Genomic DNA, 21565 nt, shown 5'->3' with positions numbered 1-21565 from the left:
CGTGCGACTCTGCGTCTGCTCGCGGGGGGCCGCGGGGTAGGTTGGCACGGTGACGCCAACCTTCGCCGACCTCGCCAAAGCGCAGTACATCCTGCTGACCACGTTCACCAAAGATGGCCGGCCCAAGCCAACCCCGATCTGGGCCGCCGCCGACAGTGACCGCGGCGACCGACTGCTGGTCATTTCCGAGGAAAAAGCATGGAAGGTCAAGCGGATCCGCAACACCTCGCGGGTGACCCTGGCCACCTGCACTGTGCGCGGTCGCCCCACCAGCGAGGCCGTTGAAGGCACCGCGGCCATCCTCGACAAGTCGCAGACGGGTGCGGTGTATGACGCGATCGGTAGGCGCTACGGCATCCAGGGCCGGCTGTTCAACTTTGTCAGCAAGCTGCGCGGCGGTATGGCGAAGAACGTCGGCATCGAGCTCAAAGTGGTTGGCAGCTAGCCAGAACCCGCCGCTGGCGTCGGCGTGGGTGGGGCGATCTCCAGCACACCGCCGGATAACCATTGAATAGTGATGGTGGTCTGCGGCAGGGCAGCCTGAAGATCGGCTCGCAGGGTGTCGATTTCGGGTTCGGTTTGCCCTAGCAGGGTGACGGTGAGCTCAGCAGCGGTCCCGGTCGTACTCAAGATCGCGATGTCTTGTCGCTTCGCAGCCCATGCGGCGGCGGTCGCACGCGCGGCATCGAGCGCGGTTTCGGTGCCATCGGACCTAGTGGCCCCGTTGGTGCGGGTCCAGGCCAGGCTGACCGGGATGCGGTAGTGGTACCGCGAGTTGATTAGAGATGTCAGCTCGTCGGATCTCTTGGGTGGAAACGGCCCGGCGGTGGAGACCACCAACGTCCCCGATTCGTAGCTGAGCCCTTGCAGAGTCAACGATTGCGCGACCAGCCAGCTCCTTATCACCGGGCCCAGCTCGTTGAGCGGCGGTTGCGGGGTCTCCGGTCGACTATGCTCCGGGTCCCGGACCGGAATCCAACTGAGCTCCACCGTGACCGGATGTCCCAGCGCGCGACTAAGATTGGCGGCCACCTTACCGACCGGCGGGGGCGATGTAGGGCTGGTGATGTCGGCTCGGATGGTGTTGCCAGAGGCCGTGATATGGCTGAGTTCGCTGCCCGGGCTCAGCATGTTCGTGAGGGTTTGGGTGGCGACCTCGAGATCGCGAGCGCGGCCGGTGAGGGCGATAAACCGTGGGGTGAGAATCATCGCGACGGTCAGGGCACCGACAACGGCCAGGACCAGGGAGGCGAGGATCTGGTGGCGGTTGGTGTGGAAGGTGTGGCGCGGCACCAAGCCGCTGAGCAGGAACACGATGGCCGCCACCAAAACAATTCCGACCAGGTTCGTCGAAAACAACATGACTGCACCTCGGGCCAACTGCGGTTGACCCCGCCCGAGTAATACGCCCGCGGCGCCCAGCGGGGGAACGATCGCGACAGCCACCGCGACACCGGGCAGCGCTACCGAGATCTTCTTGTGCACGGTGGCAAGCGCTCCGACACCGCCAGCACCCATCGCTACCAACAGGTCCCGGATATCGGGGCTGGAGCGGGCAACAACCTCGGCGGGCAGGCCGGTTCCCGTCGCGGGCAATAGTGTGGCCGCCACCCAGCCCACCGCGACGGCTCCCGACGCGGATACCGACACCAGCATCAGCCCACGCACCAACCGCTGCCCCCACCCCATGATCAGACAGGCAGCAATGCCCATGATCGGCGCCATCAGCGGGGCAATCATCATTGCACCGATCACGACCGCCGCGGAGTTTTGCAGCAGCCCTACGGACGCGACCAGGCTCGACAAGAACATCAGGGCCGCGAATTGCCATAGTGCTGCACCCGACGGCGCAACCATCAGCGCGTCCATGATGCAACGGCGATCATGAACCGGCAACAACTTTGGTCGCCACAGCATCGTCCGACGCTTCGGGCCGGTTGCCGCATCATTATCGGAAACGTTGTCGTCGGTAAGGTCGGGCAATTCCGGCGGCCTCGACTTCGGAGGCAGTCCCACGGTCATCGGTCGCATCGTCTACTGCGCTTCGAGTCGAATCGCGCAGCGCGACCAAGGATATGGGCCGCGTCACGCGCGTGGGCACTGCGACGGCGATCATCTGTTGAGCGGCGAAGCATACCGGCAGTCTGGCAATTGCGGGTCCGCTGAAATAGCGACACGCCGCAGCGTTGATCGTAATGAAACTTCGCGCTGGCACATTCGGGCAACCGCCCAGATACAACTGCGGACTACGTCGTCGCTTCGGTTCCGAGGTGTTGGCCGAAGAACGCAAAGACCCGGCGCCACGCGTCTTCGGTGGCGGCGGCGTGGTAGCCGAATCCCGTGATGCGCATCAGCGGCTGGCCAGGCAGTTTGTTCGCGAAGCTGTGTCCGGCGCCGGGGTACGACTTGATATCTGCGGAAATGCGTTTGGCCGCGGCTACTTCGCGCAATCGGCTTGCTGCGCCGATACCGACCGGGTCACGGTTGCCGAAGCTGGCCACAATCGGGCACGCTCCGTCCAGCGTCTCGCTAAGGTTGCGGGGCAGCGGGGTGCCATAGAACGGCGCGGAGGCGCCAAAACCCTTGGGCGACAATACGAGTGCGAATTGACCACCCATGCAGAAGCCCGCGATGCCTACCCGCCCGGAGCATTCGGGCATCGCCAGCAGGTGATCGCGGGCAGCCAGGACGTCATCTAGGGCACGGCCCCGCTTCGTCAGTAGCTCGCGAAAGACTCGGATGATGCATCGGGCGCGGCCGCCCCGGGCATACATGTTCGGTGTGAGCGCCAGATAGCCAGCCCGGGCAATGCGTTCGGATATCGACGCATTGTCCGGGGCATAGCCGATCGCGTCGTGGACCACCACCACACCCGGCCAGGGACCCTCCCCTTGGGGAACGCCCAGCAGCGCATCAATCGGTCCGGCGGGCGTATCGATCTCAATCGTTGTCATAGCGTCATCTAACTGCAGCCGCGATCATCGCTTCCAAAGGAACTTGGGCGTGGCCCGTAGACGTTGGCGTCACATGGTGTCGCGGCTGCTTCTTATCTACGCCGTCGTCGAGCTAGCGGTGGTTTTCGCGCTCGCGGCGACGATCGGGTTCGGTTGGACCCTGCTGGTGCTGCTGGCGACGTTTGTCCTCGGGGTCGGTCTCCTAGCTCCGTTGGGTGGGTTGCAGCTTGGTCGGCAGCTGATGCAGCTGCGATCCGGCCTGACGGAACCACGAAGCGCACTGAGCGACGGCGCGCTGGTCACCATTGCCTCCGTCCTGGTCCTCGTTCCCGGCCTGGTCACCACGGCGTTGGGGCTGTTGCTGCTGGTGCCGCCGATCCGGGCGGTCGCTGGTCCCGGACTGACCGCGGTCGCGGTGCGTGGCTTCCTGCGGCGGGTGCCGCTGACAGCGGAGGCGGCGGCCGGCGTGGCCGGGGCTTTCAACCTCGGCGATCGCGGTGCCGACCCGGACTTTATTGATGGCGAGGTCATTGACGTCCAGGAATGGGACGTCGAGTCGCCGACCCTGGGGCCGGGTCCGGTTGGCGACGAGCCGCCGGGGTCGAGCTAGGCCCACGTAGTTTTGCGGTGTGACCCAGATTCCCACCAAGCTGCTGTGCAACGGCCGGGTGTACAGCCCCAGCCAGCCCGACGCCACCGCGATGGCGGTGCGCGGCGATGTCGTTGCCTGGCTGGGCAGCGACGACGCCGGCCGGAGCCAGTTCCCAGACGCTGACGTGGAGGATCTCGGCGGCCGATTCGTGGCGCCGGGATTCGTGGACAGCCACGTCCACCTGACTGCGACCGGTCTGACGATCAGCGGGCTGGACCTGCGGCTCGCAGGCTCCCGCGCGCACTGCCTGCAGCTGGTTGCCGACTATGCGGCGGCGCACCCGGGTCAGTCGGTGTGGGGTCACGGTTGGGATGAGTCGGCGTGGCCCGAGAACACCGCGCCCAGCACCGCCGACCTGGACGCGGTGCTCGGTGACCGGCCCGCCTACCTAGCCAGGGTCGACGCGCACTCCGCGCTGGCCTCCTCCGGACTGCGGCGGTTGCTCCCCGACCTGCCGGCGGCCGCCGGTTTTGCGGCCCAGCGGCCGCTGGCCGGTGACGCCCATCACCTGGCCCGGGCCGCCGCACGCGACCTGTTGACCGATGCGCAGCTCGCCGAAGCCCGGGCCGCGGCGCTGCAGGCCATCGCCGCGGCCGGCATCGTCGCAGTGCACGAATGCGCCGGGCCCGAAATCGGCGGGCTCGACGACTGGCTGCAACTACGCGCTATCGACCACGGCGTCGAGGTGATCGGCTACTGGGGTGAAGCGGTCACCACGCCCGCGCAGGCCCGCGCTCTGGTGAACGAGACCGGGGCCCGAGGGCTGGCCGGGGACCTGTTCGTCGACGGGGCGCTCGGATCGCGCACCGCCTGGCTGCATGAGCCATACGCCGACGCACCCGACTGCATCGGCATCTGTCACCTTGACCCGGACGCCATCGAAGCGCACGTGCGGGCATGCACCGAGGCCGAAGTGACCGCCGGTTTCCACGTCATCGGCGACGCCGCGGTCTCGGCCGTAGTCGTCGCCTTCGAACGGGTGGTGGACGACCTCGGCGTGGTTGCCGTCGCCCGCTGCGGGCACCGTCTCGAACACGTGGAGATGGTCGCCGCGGAGCATGCCGCAAAGCTGGCCGCTTGGGGAGTCATCGCGAGCGTGCAGCCCAATTTCGATGCGCTGTGGGGCGGCGGCAACGGCATGTACGCTCGCCGCCTCGGTGTTGAGCGAGGCAGCGAACTCAACCCACTTGCGCTGTTAGCATCCCAAGGCGTGCCCCTCGCGCTTGGCTCCGACGCCCCCGTCACCGGCTTCGATCCCTGGGCCAGCGTGCGCGCGGCGGTCAATCACCGCACGCCGGGCAGCGGGGTATCGGCGCGGGCAGCCTTCGCTGCGGCAACGCGCGGCGGCTGGCGGGCTGGCGGCGTTCGCGCCGGTAGGGCCGGCACCCTGGTGCCTGGTGCGCCGGCCTCCTATGCGGTGTGGGACGCCGACGCCTTTGACGTCGACGCACCGCGCGACGCGGTCCGGCGCTGGTCCACCGACCCGCGGTCGCGGGTACCTGCGTTGCCTCGGCTGGGCCCGACCGACGCCTTGCCGCGTTGCCACCAGACCGTGCATCGAGGTGCGGTCATCCATGGCTAGGGAATGGTTCGACGGGACGGCGAGGCCCGATGAGGCCGATTCGGAGCTCGAACCCGCGGCGGAGCCGGAAATGGGGCCCGACCAGCCGAGCGCGGCCGCCCGGCTGGGTGTCGTGGCACGCCGGAGCCTGGCCGGGCTGGGCGGCTGGGTAGTTGCGCGGGTGCCCACCGCACGGGCCGCGGTGCAGCCGCGTCTGACGCGGCTGGTGGTCAGCGTCGTGGCCGGCCTGCTGCTTTGTGCCAGCTTTCCGCCGCTGAACTGGTGGTGGGCGGCGGTCGTCGCGCTTGCGTTGCTGGCGTGGGTGCTCACCCACCGTGCGACGACCCCGGTGGGTGGGCTGGGTTTCGGCTTCCTGTTCGGTCTGGCGTTCTACGTCCCGTTGTTGCCCTGGATCGGCAATCTGGTGGGTCCCGGGCCCTGGTTGACGCTGGCCACGGCGTGCGCACTGTTCCCCGGTCTGTTCGGTTTGTTCGCCGTGCTGGTACGCCGGCTGCCGGGTTGGCCGATCTGGTTCGCGGTGGTGTGGGCGGGGCAGGAGTGGTTGAAGTCGATCGTCCCGTTCGGCGGGTTTCCGTGGGGATTGGTGGCCTTCGGTCAAGCCGAAGGCCCACTGCTGCCGCTGGTCCAGCTCGGCGGGGTGGCGCTGTTGTCGACGGGGGTTGTGCTCGTCGGATGCAGCTTGACCGCGATCGCGCTGGAGATCGAGAAGTCGTGGCGGCGAATCGGTGGCCAGGTGAGCGGGCCGCCGCCGGCCGTGGTGCTGCCGGGCGTGTGCATCTGCCTGGTTCTGTTCGGCGCGATCATCGTCTGGCCCCAGGTGCGGCACGCGGGTAGGGGATCGGGTGGCGAACCCACGATCACGGTCGCGGTGGTCCAGGGCAATGTGCCCCGGCTCGGTCTTGAGTTCAATGCGCAACGTCGGGCGGTACTGGACAACCACGTCCGGGAGACGATCCAGCTGGCCGACGACGTCCATGCCGGGGTCGCCCCGCAACCCCAATTCGTCGTCTGGCCGGAGGACTCGTCGGACATCGACCCATTCGTCAACCCCGACGCCGGACAACGGATCTCCGAAGCGGCCGACGCGATCGGCGCCCCGATCCTGGTCGGCACCGTGCTTGACGTGTCGGGCCGCCTCCAAGAAATCCCGGAGTACACCAACACGGTGATCGTCTGGTATCCGGGCACCGGACCGGCCGACCGCCACGACAAGGAAATCGTGCAGCCGTTCGGGGAGTACTTGCCCATGCCGTGGCTGTTTCGGCACCTCTCCGGCTATGCCGACCGCGCCGGCCATATCGTGCCCCGCAAAAGCACCGGGGTGGTGCGCATCGCGGGCGTACCGGTCGGGGTGGCCACCTGCTGGGAAGTGATATTTGACCGTGCCCCACGGAAGTCGGTCCTGGCCGGCGCCCAACTGCTGACCGTACCCAGCAATAACGCCACCTTCAACAAAGCGATGAGCGAGCAGCAGCTGGCATTCGGCAAGGTACGGGCCGTCGAACATGACAGGTACGTCGTGGTTGCCGGTACCACCGGCATCAGCGCGGTGATCGCGCCGGACGGCGCTGAGTTGGTCCGGACCGACTTTTTCGAACCCGCATACCTGGACAGCCAGGTTCGCCTCAAGACGAGGCTGACTCCGGCGACTCGCTGGGGCCCAGTCGTGCAGTGGATTCTCGTCGGGGTGGCCGGAGCGGTCATTCTCGTGGGCATGCGGCAGAATGGGTGGTTCCCGCGTTCGAGGCGGTCCAGGTCGGAGGGCGAATCCGAGGGCTCAGGTCCGCCGGTCCTGAGCGAATCCGACGACGGCGAACCCATCCCGCCCGAACAGGGCGGCCGACACTCGTCTGGTTTCGGGCGACAACGAGGAGTTACATGACCACCGGCCAGCCGGCGCCCCCAGCTCCGGGCTACCGTCCCAGCCAGCGCGTTCTGGTGATCATCCCCACCTTCAACGAGCGGGAGAACCTGCCGCTGATCCACCGGCGGCTGAAGGAAGCGTGCCCCGACGTGCACGTGCTGGTCGTGGACGACAGCAGTCCCGACGGCACCGGTCCGCTCGCCGACGAGCTGGCACAGGCCGATCCCGGCCGCACCCATGTGCTGCACCGCACCGCCAAGGGCGGCCTGGGCGCGGCGTATTTGGCGGGTTTCGCCTGGGGGTTGAGCCGGGAATACGCGGTGCTAGTCGAGATGGACGCCGACGGTAGCCACGCGCCCGAACAGCTGCATCGCCTGCTGGACGCGGTCGACGCCGGCGCCGATCTCGCGATCGGTTCGCGCTATGTCGACGGGGGCACGGTGCGCAACTGGCCGTGGCGGCGGCTGGCTCTTTCCAAGACGGCCAACACCTATTCGCGGTTGGCGCTCGGTATCGGGGTTCACGACATCACCGCTGGCTACCGCGCGTACCGTCGCGAAGTGCTCCAAGCGATCGATCTGGACGGTGTGGACTCCAAGGGCTATTGCTTCCAGATCGATCTGACCTGGCGCACAGTGAGCAACGGGTTTGTCGTCATCGAGGTGCCCATCACCTTCACCGAGCGGGAACTCGGTGTGTCCAAGATGAGCGGGTCCAATATTCGCGAGGCGCTGGGGAAAGTCACCCGATGGGGCCTCGAGGGGCGGCTATCGCGCGCTCGCGCCGCTCGCGCCCACAACCCCACGTAGCGGGCCGGGCGCGGGTAGCGCTTCCGGATCAGCCGCGACGACGCGACCGGATGAGATCTAGGCGCTCCTTGAGCAGCTCCTCGAGTTCTTCGATCGAGCGGCGCTCCAGCAGCATGTCCCAGTGCGTACGCGGCGGCTTGACCTTCTTCGGCTCGGGCAGGTCACCCTCGATCAGGGTGCCTTCCATGCCGTTGCGGCACAGCCAGGTGCCGGGGATTTCGGCGTCGTCCGCAAACGGGACCTCGAACTCCTCGCCGTTCTCGGTGCGGTATCGAGCGATCTGACGCGGTGCGAGGTCGTGGTTGCGGTCGGTCTCATAACTTACGGCTCCGAGGCGACTGCCCCTCAGGACGCGATCAGCCATAGGCACTACTCCTTAGGTCCTGTGAGCCCTGGGCTGGGTTAAAGGCTCCGTACCGATGATTGGTTCCGCTTGGCAAACGTTACGGCCGGCTGTGTAGTTCCCGGCACGCGACGCGCGCGGCGCGACCATCAATGATACCGGGATCGTGGACCCCGGCGGACTACAGTCTGCAGGCGTGACCCGTCGCGCCCGTCCCCAGCCGTGCCGATGGTGTGGTCGTGATGTGACCGACGCCGGAATGGGCCGTCGCCGCCAGTACTGTCGGCAGTCTTGCCGGCAGCGGGCATACGAGCAGCGGGCCATGATGGCCCGGGGTGAGGTGCCGGCCCTGCCCGTCGACGCGGTCGTGTTGTCGGCCCACGAAGCAGCCGACCTATCGGATCGCGTCTACCAGGTGCGATGTGCGGCCGAGGATGTCGCCACCGCGCTCGACGAAGGCGCCGGGGCGACCGAACTACGCCTACTGTGTGACGAGCTGATCCGGGCCGCGACGGCCGCCGACGGCTGGCGCCGAGTGGGGGTGTAGCCGCTGCCTTCGTGCCGGCTGTTCCGCTGAGACGTACCGCTAGCGGCGCCGCTAGACTCGCATTGACATGCGCCTACCCGGCACGGGCGGACGGGCGGGTACAGTCGCGCCATGGACGGCAGGCCTTGCACGGGCGCACTGGTGCCCGGCAGATGGGCGTGCAGAAGTCGGGAGTACCGGACGTTTTGAAATCCTGGCGGAGTTGGCGATACTCACCAGCGAACTTGGCTCGGAGCGCCGCACGACGATGTCGTTTTGTGCAGCAACTTCCGTGACTCGGTGAGAGCCGCATCCGGCGGTCGATGACGGCCAATATCAGGCGAAGATTAGGCGAGGTTTACTACATGGTTGATCAACTCCAGCATGCGACCGACGCGCTGCGGAAAGCGCTGGTCCAGGTTGAACGCCTGAAGCGCACCAACCGTGCGCTGCTGGAGCGGTCGAGCGAGCCGATCGCGATCGTTGGAATGTCGTGCCGCTTCCCGGGTGGGGTCGATTCCCCGGAGGGCCTGTGGCAGATGGTGGCCGACGGCCGGGATGTGATGTCAGAGTTTCCCACCGACCGCGGGTGGGACCTGGCCGGATTGTTCGACCCCGACCCCGATATGCGCCACAAGTCGTACGCGCGAACCGGAGGCTTCGTAACGGGTGTCGCGGATTTCGATCCCGGCTTCTTCGGCATCTCGCCCAGCGAGGCGTTGGCGATGGACCCACAGCATCGGATGTTGCTGGAGTTGTCGTGGGAGGCGTTGGAGCGGGCCGGGATTGATCCGGGTGGGTTGCGGGGGAGCGCCACCGGTGTGTTCGCCGGACTCATAGTCCAGGGCTACGGCATGTTGGCCGAGGAGATCGAGGGCTACCGGTTGACCGGGATGACCTCCAGCGTCGCGTCGGGCCGGGTGGCCTATGTGCTGGGGTTGGAGGGCCCGGCGGTGTCGGTGGATACGGCGTGTTCGTCGTCGCTGGTGGCATTGCATATGGCGGTGCAGTCGCTGCGGTCGGGCGAGTGCGACTTGGCGTTGGCCGGCGGCGCGACCGTCAACGCCACGCCGACTGTTTTCGTGGAATTCAGCCGGCATCGCGGGTTGGCGCCGGACGGGCGGTGCAAGGCCTACGCCGGGGCGGCCGACGGGGTCGGCTGGTCCGAGGGCGGCGGGATGTTGGTGGTGGAGCGGCTTTCGGATGCGCAGCGGTTGGGTCATCCGGTGTTGGCGGTGGTGCGGGGGACGGCGGTCAATCAGGATGGTGCTTCCAATGGGTTGACCGCGCCGAATGGTCCGTCGCAGCAGCGGGTGGTGCGCGCGGCGTTGGCCAATGCGGGGTTGACGGCGGCCGATGTTGATGTGGTTGAGGGTCATGGGACCGGGACCACGTTGGGTGATCCGATTGAGGCGCAGGCGTTGTTGGCCACCTATGGGCAGGATCGAGCCGAGCCGCTGTGGTTGGGGTCGATTAAGTCGAATATGGGTCATACCCAGGCCGCTGCGGGGGTGGCGGGTGTGATCAAGATGGTGTTGGCGATGCGTCATGAGGTGTTGCCGGCGACGTTGCATGTGGATGAGCCGAGTCCGCATGTGGATTGGTCGGCGGGGGCGGTGTCGTTGTTGACGCAGCCGCGGGCTTGGCCGGCCGAGGGTGTTCGTCGGGCGGGGGTGTCGTCGTTTGGGATTAGTGGCACCAATGCGCATGTGATTGTGGAGGCTGTCCCGGCGCCGGTGGTGCGGGAGGTTGGGGTGCGGCCGCCGGTGGTGCCGTGGGTGGTTTCGGCGAAGTCGTTGGCGGCGTTGGGGGTGGCCGCGGCGCGATTGGCTGAGCATGTGGGTGGCCATGGCGGGCTTGATGTTGCCGATGTGGGGTGGTCGTTGGCGGGTCGTTCGAGTTTTGAGCATCGGGCGGTGGTTGTCGGGGCCGATCGGGATGGGTTGTTGGCTGGGTTGGCGGAGTTGGCCGGCCCAGATTCTCCGGTGCTGGGTGGTTCGGTGGTTCGCGGTGTTGCCCAGCCCGCGGGCAAGACGGTGTTCGTCTTCCCCGGCCAAGGCTCCCAATGGGTGGGCATGGGAATCGAATTACTGGACACCGCACCGGTATTCGCACGGCACATCGACGTGTGTGCCGAGGCGTTTTCGGAATTTGTCGACTGGTCGTTGACGGATGTGCTGCGCGGGGCTCCCGGCGCTCCGGGGCTGGATCGCGTGGACGTGGTGCAGCCGGTGTTGTTCGCGGTGATGGTGTCCCTGGCCGAACTCTGGAAGTCGGTCGGGGTACGTCCCGACGCGGTAATCGGCCATTCACAAGGCGAAATCGCTGCGGCCTACGTTGCCGGTGCGTTGTCTCTGCAAGACGCCGCACGGGTGGTCACGTTGCGCAGCAAGTTACTGACCGGACTGGCCGGCCCGGGCGGCATGGTGTCCATCGCGTGCGGCGCCGATCGGGCGCGGGAGTTGTTGGCGCCCTTTGCTGATCGGATCAGCATCGCCGCAGTCAACGGCCCGGCGGCGGTGGTGGTGTCGGGTGAGGTAGCCGGGCTGGAAGAACTCATCCGGCTCTGCACCGACCAGGAGCTACGCACCCGGCGGATCGATGTGGACTATGCGTCGCATTCGGTCGAGGTGGAGGCAATCCGCGGCGAGCTCGTCAACGTTCTGTCCGGCATCGAGCCGCGTTCTACGCGAACCGTCTTCTTCTCCACGGTCACCGGAACCAGTTTGGACACAGCAGGTTTGGATGCCGACTACTGGTATCGCAACATCCGGCAGACGGTGCAGTTCGACCGGGCGGTGCGCGAGGCATGCGAGCACGGGTACCGCACATTCATCGAATCCAGTCCGCACCCGGCGTTGATTGCCGGTATCGAGGACTCCGTTGGCGACTCCCCGGCCATCGTCGTGCCCACCCTGGGTCGCGAGGACGGCGGACTGCAACGGTTCCTGTTGTCGGCTGCCGCTGCATTTGTCTCGGGTGTGGGGGTGGACTGGCGTGGCGTGCTTGATGAAGCGGGCTATGTGGAGTTGCCGACGTATGCCTTTGAGCGGCGGCGGTTCTGGTTGTCCGGTGACGGTGTGGCTGCCGATGCCTCCGGTTTGGGGCTAGGCTCCAGCGAGCACCCACTGCTGGGCGCGGTGGTGGATTTGCCGGCCTCGGGTGGGGTTGCGTTGACCGGCCGGCTGTCGCCGGGTGCGCAGGGGTGGTTGGCCGACCACGCCGTATCGGGAATGGTGGTATTCCCGGGCACCGGCTTTGTGGAGCTAGCGGTCCGCGCCGGCGACGAAGTCGGCTGTTCGGTGATCGACGAGTTGACCCTGCGGACACCGTTGTTGCTGCCGGCCGATAGTTCTGCGGCGGCGGCGGCGTCGGTCGCGGTGCAGGTGGTAGTCGATGCCGCCGATGAGTGCGGTTCCCGTGGCGTATCGATATTTTCCCGCGGCCAAGCCGGTTCTGGCTGGCTGTTGCATGCCGAAGGCAGCTTGCGCTCCGGCACCGTTGAACCCAGCGTGGACATGTCGGTGTGGCCGCCCGCGGGTGCCGTCGCAGTCGATGTCACAGACGGCTACGAGCGGCTGGCGGCGCGAGGGTACGGGTATGGTCCGGCATTCCGCGGATTGACCGCGATGTGGGCCCGCGGTGACGAGCTGTTCGCCGAGGTGAGGTTGCCGGAGGCGGCTGGCGCTGTCAGCGGGTTCGGGGTGCATCCGGCGCTCCTGGACGCCGCGCTGCATGCCGCGGCGGTAGCGAACCAAGATGCCGAACTTGCGTTGCCGTTCTCCTGGCAGGGCGTGTCGTTGCATGCGTCGGGCGCATCGGCGGTGCGCGCACGGATTGCGCCGGTGGGTCCGTCGACCGTATCGATCGAGCTTGCCGACGGGTTGGGGTTGCCGGTTCTGTCGGTCACCGCGATGGCGGCTCGTCCGGTGACCGAAGGGCAGCTGCGCGCCGTGGTATCCGGCTCGGGCCCGGATCGGCTGTTCGAGGTGGTTTGGTCACCGGCGCCGGGGGTTCAGGTCGCGGCTGACACGACTCCGCACCAGGTCTTCGAATCCATTGCTGCTGATGACGATCCGGTCACGGGAACGTACCAGCGCACCCACCAAGCGCTGGTTGCGCTGCAGTCCTGGCTGACCGGTCACGAGTCGGGCGTGTTGGTGGTGGCGACCCGGGGTGCGGTGGCGTTGGCGGGAGATGACATCACCGACCTGGGCGGCGCGGCGGTATGGGGGCTGGTGCGGTCGGCGCAGACCGAGCACCCGGGCCGGATCGTGCTGGTCGATTCCGATACTCCGCTTGATGATTCGGCGGTCGCGATAGCGCTGGCTGCTGGCGAGCCGCAGGTCGTGCTGCGGGGCGGACAGGCGTACACCGCACGCGTGCACGGCAGCCGCGCGGCCGAGGGCATCTTGGTACCGCCGGCCGGTGGGCCGTGGCGGTTGGGTTTGAGCGCTTCCGGCACCTTCGAAAATCTGCGGCTAGAGCCGGTTCCCAACGCCGATGCACCGTTGGGGCCCGGCCAGGTTCGGGTGGCCATCCGTGCCATCGCCGCGAACTTCCGCGACATCATGATCACCCTGGGCATGTTCACCCACGATGCGTTGCTCGGTGGCGAGGGCGCCGGCGTGATCGTCGAGGTCGGCCCGGGAGTCAACGAATTCGCGGTCGGTGACTCGGTGTTCGGATTCTTTCCGGACGGCAGCGGCACGCTGGTCGCCGGCGACGTCCGCCTGCTGCTTCCCATGCCCGCCGACTGGTCGTACGCGGAAGCCGCCGCAATATCAGCCGTCTTCACCACCGCGTACTACGCGTTCGTGCACCTGGCCAACGTAACGCCGGGACAGCGGGTGCTGGTGCATGCCGCCACCGGTGGGGTGGGGATGGCGGCGGTGCAGCTGGCCCGGCATCTTGGGTTGGAGGTGTTCGCCACCGCCAGCAAGGGTAAGTGGGACACCTTGCGGGCCATGGGCTTTGACGACGACCATATCTCCGATTCACGCAGTCTTGAGTTCGAGGACAAGTTTCGGGCGGTCACCGGCGGCCACGGCATGGATGTGGTGCTGGACTCGCTGGCCGGTGAATTCGTGGACGCTTCACTGCGTCTGGTCGCACCCGGTGGTGCGTTCTTGGAGATGGGCAAGACCGACATCCGTGACCCCGGTGTGATCGCCCAGCAGTACCCGGGTGTGCGCTACCGGGCCTTCGATCTGTTCGAACCCGGCCGCCCCCGCATGCATCAATACATGCTCGAACTCGCCGAACTCTTCGACGCCGGCGTGCTGCGGCCGCTGCCGGTGACGACGTTTGATGTACGGCGGGCGCCGGCGGCGTTGCGGTATCTGAGTCAGGCACGTCACGTCGGCAAGGTCGTCATGACCGTGCCATTTGGGCCGGGTGGTGCGCTGGGTGCGGGAACCGTGTTGATCACCGGTGGCACCGGCATGGCGGGTTCGGCGTTGGCGCGTCATGTTGTGACTCGTCATGGGGTGCGCCAGCTGGTGTTGGTGAGCCGACGTGGCCCGGATGCGCCGGGGGCCGCGGAGTTGGTGGCCGAGTTGGGTGCCGCCGGTGCGCAGGTGCAGGTAGTGGCTTGTGACGCGGCCGATCGCGCGGCGCTGGCCAAGGTCATCGCCGACATCGGAGTGCAGCATCCGCTGTCGGGCGTGATTCATGCGGCCGGAGTGCTTGACGATGCCTTGATTTCGTCGTTGACACCGGATCGGGTTGATGTGGTGTTGCGGGCCAAGGTGGACGCGGCGTGGCACCTGCACGAGTTGACCCGTGACCTGAATGTGTCTGCTTTTGTCATGTTCTCGTCGATGGCCGGGATCGTCGGGTCGTCGGGCCAGGGCAATTACGGGGCGGCGAACTGCTTCCTCGATGGGTTGGCTGTGCATCGGCGGGCTCACGGGTTGCCGGCAATGTCGCTGGGGTGGGGCCTGTGGGATCAAGCCAGCGCCATGACCGGTGGCCTGGACGCCGCAGACCTGGCCCGGCTGGGTCGCGAAGGGATCTTGGCGCTGTCCACGGCTGAGGCACTGGAGTTGTTCGACACCGCAATGATTGTCGACCAGCCATTCCTCGCGCCTGCCCGTATCGACCTGACCGCGCTGCGGGCACATGCGGCCGCGGTGCCGTCCATGTTCACCGATCTGGTCAGCGCGCCGACACGGCGTCAGGTTGACGATTCGCTGGCCGCCGCGAAGTCGAAATCGGCGCTCGCGCAGCGTCTGCACGGACTGCCCGAACCGGGGCAGCACGCCGTTGTGTTGGACCTGGTTCGCTCCCACATCGCCACGGTGCTAGGCAACATCACGCCCGAGGGCATTGACCCGGACAAGGCATTCCAGGACTTGGGATTTGACTCGTTGACCGCGGTCGAGATGCGCAACCGGCTCAAATCCGCTACCGGTCTTTCGCTCTCACCCACGCTCATCTTCGACTACCCGACGCCCAACGGTCTGGCCTCCTATATCCGCGCCGAACTTGCCGGCGTCCCACAAGAAGCCACACAAGTACCCGTGGCGCGCGCGACGGCTGACGACCCGATCGCGATCGTCGGCATGTCTTGCCGTTATCCCGGGGCGGTGGATTCTCCGGACGACATGTGGCAGATGTTGATTCAGGGCCGCGACGTGCTCTCCGAGTTCCCGGCCGACCGCGGCTGGGACCTGGCCGGATTGTTCAACCCGGATCCCGACGTCCCGGGCGCCTGCTACACCCGCACCGGCGGCTTCGTCGACGGTGTCGGTGATTTCGACCCTGCCTTCTTCGGGGTGGGACCGAGTGAGGCCTTGGCTATGGATCCGCAACAACGGATGTTCCTTGAACTCTCGTGGGAGGCGTTGGAGCGGGCCGGGATTGATCCGAATGGGTTGCGGGGCAGCGCCACCGGTGTGTTCGCCGGGGTAATGACGCAGGGCTACGGCATGTTCTCCGCCGAGCCGATAGAAGGATTCCGCCTGACCGGCCAGCTGTCCAGCGTGGCGTCGGGCCGGGTGGCCTATGTGCTGGGGTTGGAGGGCCCGGCGGTGTCGGTGGATACGGCGTGTTCGTCGTCGCTGGTGGCATTGCATATGGCGGTGCAGTCGCTGCGGTCGGGCGAGTGCGACTTGGCGTTGGCCGGCGGCGTCACCATCAACGCGACGCCCGACATTTTCGTGGAATTCAGCCGCTGGCGCGGATTGTCCCCGGACGGGCGGTGCAAGGCCTACGCCGGGGCGGCCGACGGCACCGGATTCTCCGAGGGCGGCGGGATGTTGGTGGTGGAGCGGCTTTCGGATGCGCAGCGGTTGGGTCATCCGGTGTTGGCGGTGGTGCGGGGGACGGCGGTCAATCAGGATGGTGCTTCCAATGGGTTGACCGCGCCGAATGGTCCGTCGCAGCAGCGGGTGGTGCGCGCGGCGTTGGCCAATGCGGGGTTGACGGCGGCCGATGTTGATGTGGTTGAGGGTCATGGGACCGGGACCACGTTGGGTGATCCGATTGAGGCGCAGGCGTTGTTGGCCACCTATGGGCAGGATCGAGCCGAGCCGCTGTGGTTGGGGTCGATTAAGTCGAATATGGGTCATACCCAGGCCGCTGCGGGGGTGGCGGGTGTGATCAAGATGGTGTTGGCGATGCGTCATGAGGTGTTGCCGGCGACGTTGCATGTGGATGAGCCGAGTCCGCATGTGGATTGGTCGGCGGGGGCGGTGTCGTTGTTGACGCAGCCGCGGGCTTGGCCGGCCGAGGGTGTTCGTCGGGCGGGGGTGTCGTCGTTTGGGATTAGTGGCACCAATGCGCATGTGATTGTGGAGGCTGTCCCGGCGCCGGCGGTGCGGGAGGTTGGGGTGCGGCCGCCGGTGGTGCCGTGGGTGGTTTCGGCGAAGTCGTTGGCGGCGTTGGGGGTGGCCGCGGCGCGATTGGCTGAGCATGTGGGTGGCCATGGCGGGCTTGATGTTGCCGATGTGGGGTGGTCGTTGGCGGGTCGTTCGAGTTTTGAGCATCGGGCGGTGGTTGTCGGGGCCGATCGGGATGGGTTGTTGGCTGGGTTGGCGGAGTTGGCCGGCCCAGATTCTCCGGTGCTGGGTGGTTCGGTGGTTCGCGGTGTTGCCCAGCCCGCGGGCAAGACGGTGTTCGTCTTCCCCGGCCAAGGCTCCCAATCACTGGGCATGGGACTGGGACTGCACACCGGATACCCGGTGTTCGCCGAGGCATTCAACACCGTGGTGGGCGAACTGGACCGGCACCTGCTGCGCCCACTACGCGAAGTGATGTGGGGTCACGACGAAAACCTGTTGAACACCACCGAATTCGCGCAACCCGCATTGTTCGCGGTGGAAGTCGCCCTATTCCGATTGTTGGAATCCTGGGGCGTACGACCCGATTTCGTAATGGGTCACTCGGTTGGCGAGTTGACGGCAGCGCATGTCGCCGGTGTCCTCTCGTTGGAGAACGCTGCCGTCCTGGTGGCTGCCCGCGGCCGGTTCATGCAGGCGCTCCCGGTCGGTGGGGCGATGTTCGCCGTGGCGGCCGCCGAAGAAGAAGTGCGGCCTCTGCTGGGTACCGAGGTTGATATCGCGGCCGTTAACGGTCCGGCGTCAGTGGTGATTTCTGGCGCGCACAATGCCGTGGCTGCGGTGGCGGACAAACTCCGCGCCGACGGCCGCCGAGTCCACCAACTGGCGGTTTCCCACGCCTTCCACTCGTCGTTGATGGATCCGATGATCGACGAATTCGGAACCGTCGCTGCCGGACTCGCCATCGGCCAGCCCGTCATCCCGATCATCTCCAACGTAACCGGGCAGCGGGCGGGCGACGATTTCGGATCCGCGGCCTATTGGACGAGTCATGTCCGGCAGGCGGTGCGGTTCGCCGACAGCGTGCGCTTCGGGCAAGCGGCCGGCGCTAGCCGCTTCTTTGAAGTGGGCCCCAGCAGCGGCCTGACGGCGTCGATCGAAGAGTCGTTGCCGGACGTCCCGGTACTGACGATGGCCGCGCTGCGCAAGGATCGCCCCGAGCCGGTGACGCTGACCACCGCCGTCGCGCAAGGGTTTGTCGCCGGTATGGACGTGGATTGGCGCGCGGTGACGGGCGAGGCGAACTTTGTCGAGCTACCGACGTATGCGTTTGAGCGGCGGCGGTTCTGGCTGTCCAGCGACGGCGTTGCGGCCGACGCCGCCGGCTTGGGGCTGGCGGCCAGTGAGCACGCGCTGCTGGGCGCGGTGGTGGAACTGCCCGCCTCCGGCGGGGTGGTGCTGACGGGTCGGCTGTCGCCCAGTGTGCAGGGCTGGTTGACCGACCACACCGTGGGCGGTGTGGCGATCTTCCCGGGAGCGGGCTTTGTCGAGTTGGCCATCCGTGCTGGAGACGAAGTGGGCTGCGGAGTGCTCGACGAGCTGACTTTGGCGGCGCCGCTGGTCCTGCCGAAGTCGGGCTCGGTGGCGGTGCAGGTGGTCGTGAGTGGTCCAGACGAGTCTGGCGTGCGCGGGGTGTCGGTGTACTCGCATGGTGACGTCGGCTCGGGTTGGCTGTTGCACGCCGAGGGCGCGCTGAGTCCCGGGTCGGCGGAACCGACCGCAGACTTGTCGGTGTGGCCGCCGGTGGGTGCCATCCCGGTCGAGGTGGCGGACGGCTACCAGCGGTTGGCCGAGCGCGGGTACGGATACGGCCCGGCGTTTAGGGGACTGACCGCGATGTGGCGCCGAGGCGATGAGATGTTCGCCGAGGTGGCGTTGCCGGCGGATGCCGGGGTGTCGGTCGCGGGCTTCGGGGTTCATCCGGTGATGCTGGACGCCGCCCTCCATGCCGTGATCTTGGGCACCGAAAGCGCTGAGTTGGACCAAGGCTCGGTGTTGGTGCCGTTCTCCTGGCAGGGCGTGTCGTTGCATGCCGCGGGTGCGCCGGCGGTGCGGGCGCGCATCGCGCCGGTTGGTCCGTCGGCGGTGTCGATCGAGTTGGCCGATGGATTGGGCTTGCCGGTGCTGTCGGTGGCCTCCATGCTGGCCCGGCCCGTGACCGATCGGCAGTTGCGCGCGGCGGTGTCCGGGTCGGGGCCGGACCGACTGTTCGAGGTCAACTGGTCGGCACAGCCGTCGGCCGAGGTAGAGCCGGTACCGGTGTGCGCCTGGGGGACAACGGATGAGTTGTCGACGGTGGTGTTCGAGTCCGCGCCCGTGGCCGGTGACGTCGTGGCGGGGGTGTATGCGGCGACCAGTTCGATGCTGGACGTGTTGCAGTCGTGGCTAGCCCGCGACGGGTCAGGGGTCTTGGTCGTGACGACCCGAGGTGCGGTGGCATTGCCGGGCGAGGATGTCACCGATTTGGCGGGTGCGGCCGTGTGGGGGTTGGTGCGGTCGGCGCAGACCGAGCATCCTGGCCGGATCGTGCTGGTCGATACCGATGTGGCCCTTGATGATCGGGCCGTAGCGTCGGTGCTGGCTGCCGGTGAGCCGCAGGTGTTGTGGCGCAATAATCAGGTCTACACTGCCCGGGTGCACGGCAGCCGTGCGGTGAGCGGACTGCTGGTGCCGCCGGGTGACGGGCCGTGGCGGCTGGGGATGACTGCCGCTGGCACCTTCGAGAATCTGCGGCTGGAACCGATTCCCGACGCCGACGCGCCGCTGGCGCCCGGGCAGGTCCGAGTGGGATTGTCCGCCATCGCGGCCAATTTCCGGGACGTCATGATCGCGCTAGGTCTCTACCCGGACCCGGATGCCGTCATGGGTGTGGAGGCGTCCGGCGTTGTACTCGAAACAGCCACGGAGGATTGCGGTTTCGCGGTTGGCGACCGGGTGATGGGCCTGTTCCCGGAGGGAACCGGGACCGTCGCCACCACCGACCAGCGCCTGCTGGTCAAGGTGCCGACGGGATGGTCGTACACCGCGGCTGCCACCACTTCGGTGGTCTTCGCCACGGCCTACTACGCGCTGACGGATCTGGCTGCGGTTAAGCCGGGACAGCGGGTATTGATCCATGCCGCCGCCGGTGGGGTGGGGATGGCGGCGGTGCAGCTGGCCCGGCATCTTGGGTTGGAGGTGTTCGCCACCGCCAGCAAGGGTAAGTGGGACACCTTGCGGGCCATGGGCTTTGACGACGACCATATCTCCGATTCGCGCAGTCTTGAGTTCGAGGACAAGTTCCGGGCGGTCACCGGCGGCCACGGCATGGATGTGGTGTTGGACTCGCTGGCCGGTGATTTCGTGGACGCTTCACTGCGTCTGGTGGCGCCGGGCGGGATCTTCCTAGAGATGGGCAAGACCGACATCCGCGACCCCGGCGAGGTTGCCGAGCGGCACGCCGGTGTGCGCTACCGCGCCTTTGACCTGTTTGAGGCGGGGCCGGAACGCATTCAGCAGATCCTCGCCGAGCTGGCGGCGCTGTTCGGCGATGACGCGCTGCGGCCGTTGCCGGTGACGACGTTTGATGTGCGGCGGGCGCCTGCGGCGTTGCGCTATCTGAGTCAGGCGCGTCACATTGGCAAGGTCGTGATGACGATGCCGGATGCGTGGGCGGCGGGCACCGTGTTGATCACCGGTGGCACCGGCATGGCGGGTTCGGCGTTGGCGCGTCATGTCGTGACTCGCCATGGGGTGCGCCAGCTGGTGTTGGTGAGCCGACGTGGCCCGGATGCGCCGGGGGCCGCGGAGCTGGTGGCCGAGTTGGGTGCCGCCGGTGCGCAGGTGCAGGTGGTGGCCTGTGACGCGGCCGATCGACCCGCGCTGGCCAAGGTGATCGCCGATATCGGAGTGCAGCACCCGTTGTCGGCCGTGCTCCACACCGCCGGCGCACTCGACGACGCGGTGGTGACCTCACTGACGCGGGAGCGCATGGAAGCGGTGCTACGAGCCAAGGTTGATGCGGCGTGGAACCTGCACGAGCTGACCCGCGACCTGGACGTCTCGGCGTTCGTCATGTTTTCGTCGATGGCCGGGCTGGTGGGGTCGTCGGGACAGGCCAACTACGCGGCCGGCAACTCATTCCTGGACGCGCTGGCGGTACACCGGCAGGCGCACGGACTGGCCGCCATCTCACTGGGCTGGGGTCTGTGGGACCAGGCCAGCGCCATGACCGGCGGCTTGGCGACGGTGGACCTCAAACGCTTCGCCCGCGACGGCATTGTGGCGATGCCGTCCGACGACGCCCTGCAACTGCTCGACACCGCAATGATCGTCGACGAGCCGTTCATGCTGCCCGCCCATATCGACTTCGCGGCGTTGAAGGTCAAGTTCGACGGGGGCACGTTGCCACCGATGTTCGTCGACCTGATCAACGCGCCGACACGGCGCCAGGTGGACGACTCACTAGCCGCGGCGAAGTCGAAATCTGTGTTGCTGCAACGTCTCGAAGGGCTCCCGGAAGACGAGCAGCACGCCATCCTGCTGGACCTGGTGCGCTCCCACATTGCCACCGTGTTGGGCAACACCAGCGCGCAAGCGATCGACCCGGATCGGGCGTTCCAGGAGCTGGGCTTCGACTCGTTGACCGCGGTCGAAATGCGCAACCGGCTCAAATCCGCTACCGGCCTGGCCCTTTCGCCAACTCTCATCTTCGACTATCCCAACTCCGCGGCGCTGGCCGGCTACATGCATCGAGAGCTGCTTGGCTCCTCACCGCAGGACGCCCCGGCCGCTGCGTCCGGGGAAGCCGAAATCCGGCGCGTGGTGGCATCCATTCCGGTCAGGCGCCTGCGGCAGGCGGGAGTGCTGGACCTGTTGCTCGCGTTGGCAAACGAAACCGATGGCAGCGGTCCGGCTCAGGCCGAGGCGCCGACCACCGAAAAAGACATCGCGGCCATGGACCTCGATGACCTGGTCAACGCGGCGTTCATGGACGACGACGAGTAGGGCGA

General features: G+C 67.2%; 8 protein-coding genes and 1 pseudogene. 6 read left to right on the top strand and 3 right to left on the bottom strand.

Annotated elements, in window-relative coordinates; all coding sequences use genetic code 11:
* Window positions 1-49: 49 nt before the first annotated feature.
* Complete coding sequence (locus AADZ55_RS13150) at window positions 50-445, top strand: PPOX class F420-dependent oxidoreductase (protein ID WP_085326417.1); 396 nt, start codon at window positions 50-52, stop codon at window positions 443-445.
* Here the strand turns inward: AADZ55_RS13150 and AADZ55_RS13145 are convergent.
* On the bottom strand, window positions 442-2022 hold the full coding sequence (locus AADZ55_RS13145; RefSeq protein WP_085326437.1) for a DUF389 domain-containing protein: 1581 nt from the start codon (window positions 2020-2022) through the stop codon (window positions 442-444). The two genes, AADZ55_RS13150 and AADZ55_RS13145, sit on opposite strands and share 4 nt — an antisense overlap.
* A 224-nt stretch (window positions 2023-2246) precedes the next feature.
* Entirely contained in the window at window positions 2247-2954 is a 708-nt protein-coding gene (locus AADZ55_RS13140) for a dienelactone hydrolase family protein (protein WP_085326418.1), read from the bottom strand.
* A 76-nt stretch (window positions 2955-3030) separates the two neighbouring features.
* Here AADZ55_RS13140 and AADZ55_RS13135 point away from each other — a divergent pair, with 76 nt between their 5' ends.
* The 3 genes and pseudogenes from AADZ55_RS13135 to lnt all read left to right on the top strand — a co-directional run bounded on the left by AADZ55_RS13135 (window position 3031) and on the right by lnt (window position 7922).
* A complete protein-coding gene (locus AADZ55_RS13135) occupies window positions 3031-3564 on the top strand; it encodes an FxsA family protein (protein ID WP_085326438.1) in 534 nt (177 codons plus the stop codon).
* A gap of 19 nt (window positions 3565-3583) precedes the next feature.
* On the top strand, window positions 3584-5188 hold the full coding sequence (locus tag AADZ55_RS13130; RefSeq protein WP_085326419.1) for an amidohydrolase: 1605 nt from the start codon (window positions 3584-3586) through the stop codon (window positions 5186-5188).
* Between the two features lie 70 nt (window positions 5189-5258).
* Window positions 5259-7922, top strand: a pseudogene (gene lnt, locus AADZ55_RS13125) (apolipoprotein N-acyltransferase).
* On the opposite strand, the gene rbpA reads toward lnt, so the two are convergent.
* Window positions 7890-8225 carry an RNA polymerase-binding protein RbpA gene (rbpA, locus tag AADZ55_RS13120; protein WP_085326422.1) on the bottom strand — a complete coding sequence of 112 codons (336 nt, stop codon included), beginning with the start codon at window positions 8223-8225 and terminating at the stop codon, window positions 7890-7892. The pseudogene lnt and the gene rbpA overlap by 33 nt on opposite strands.
* A 175-nt stretch (window positions 8226-8400) precedes the next feature.
* Between rbpA and AADZ55_RS13115 the strand changes: the two genes are divergently transcribed.
* Together AADZ55_RS13115 and AADZ55_RS13110 are read left to right on the top strand one after the other, a co-directional pair.
* Window positions 8401-8751: a hypothetical protein gene (locus AADZ55_RS13115; protein ID WP_119185036.1), complete on the top strand. Its 351-nt coding sequence runs from the start codon at window positions 8401-8403 to the stop codon at window positions 8749-8751.
* 344 nt (window positions 8752-9095) lie between these two features.
* A complete protein-coding gene (locus AADZ55_RS13110) occupies window positions 9096-21560 on the top strand; it encodes a type I polyketide synthase (RefSeq protein ID WP_341286196.1) in 12465 nt (4154 codons plus the stop codon).
* Window positions 21561-21565 lie beyond the last annotated feature (5 nt).

It is taken from the genome of Mycobacterium decipiens, assembly GCF_963853665.1.
Lineage (GTDB): Bacteria > Actinomycetota > Actinomycetes > Mycobacteriales > Mycobacteriaceae > Mycobacterium > Mycobacterium decipiens.
The sequence above is the reverse complement of the archived record's forward strand: the minus strand, read 5'-3'. Positions and strand labels throughout refer to the sequence as shown.

Excerpts from the sequence above, each read along its gene's own strand:
- rbpA (WP_085326422.1), bottom strand. The coding sequence starts at position 8,225 with ATGGCTGATCGCGTCCTGAGGGGCAGTCGCCTCGGAGCCGTAAGTTAT.
- AADZ55_RS13140 (WP_085326418.1), bottom strand. The coding sequence starts at position 2,954 with ATGACAACGATTGAGATCGATACGCCCGCCGGACCGATTGATGCGCTG.
- AADZ55_RS13110 (WP_341286196.1), top strand. The coding sequence starts at position 9,096 with ATGGTTGATCAACTCCAGCATGCGACCGACGCGCTGCGGAAAGCGCTG.
- AADZ55_RS13145 (WP_085326437.1), bottom strand. The coding sequence starts at position 2,022 with ATGACCGTGGGACTGCCTCCGAAGTCGAGGCCGCCGGAATTGCCCGAC.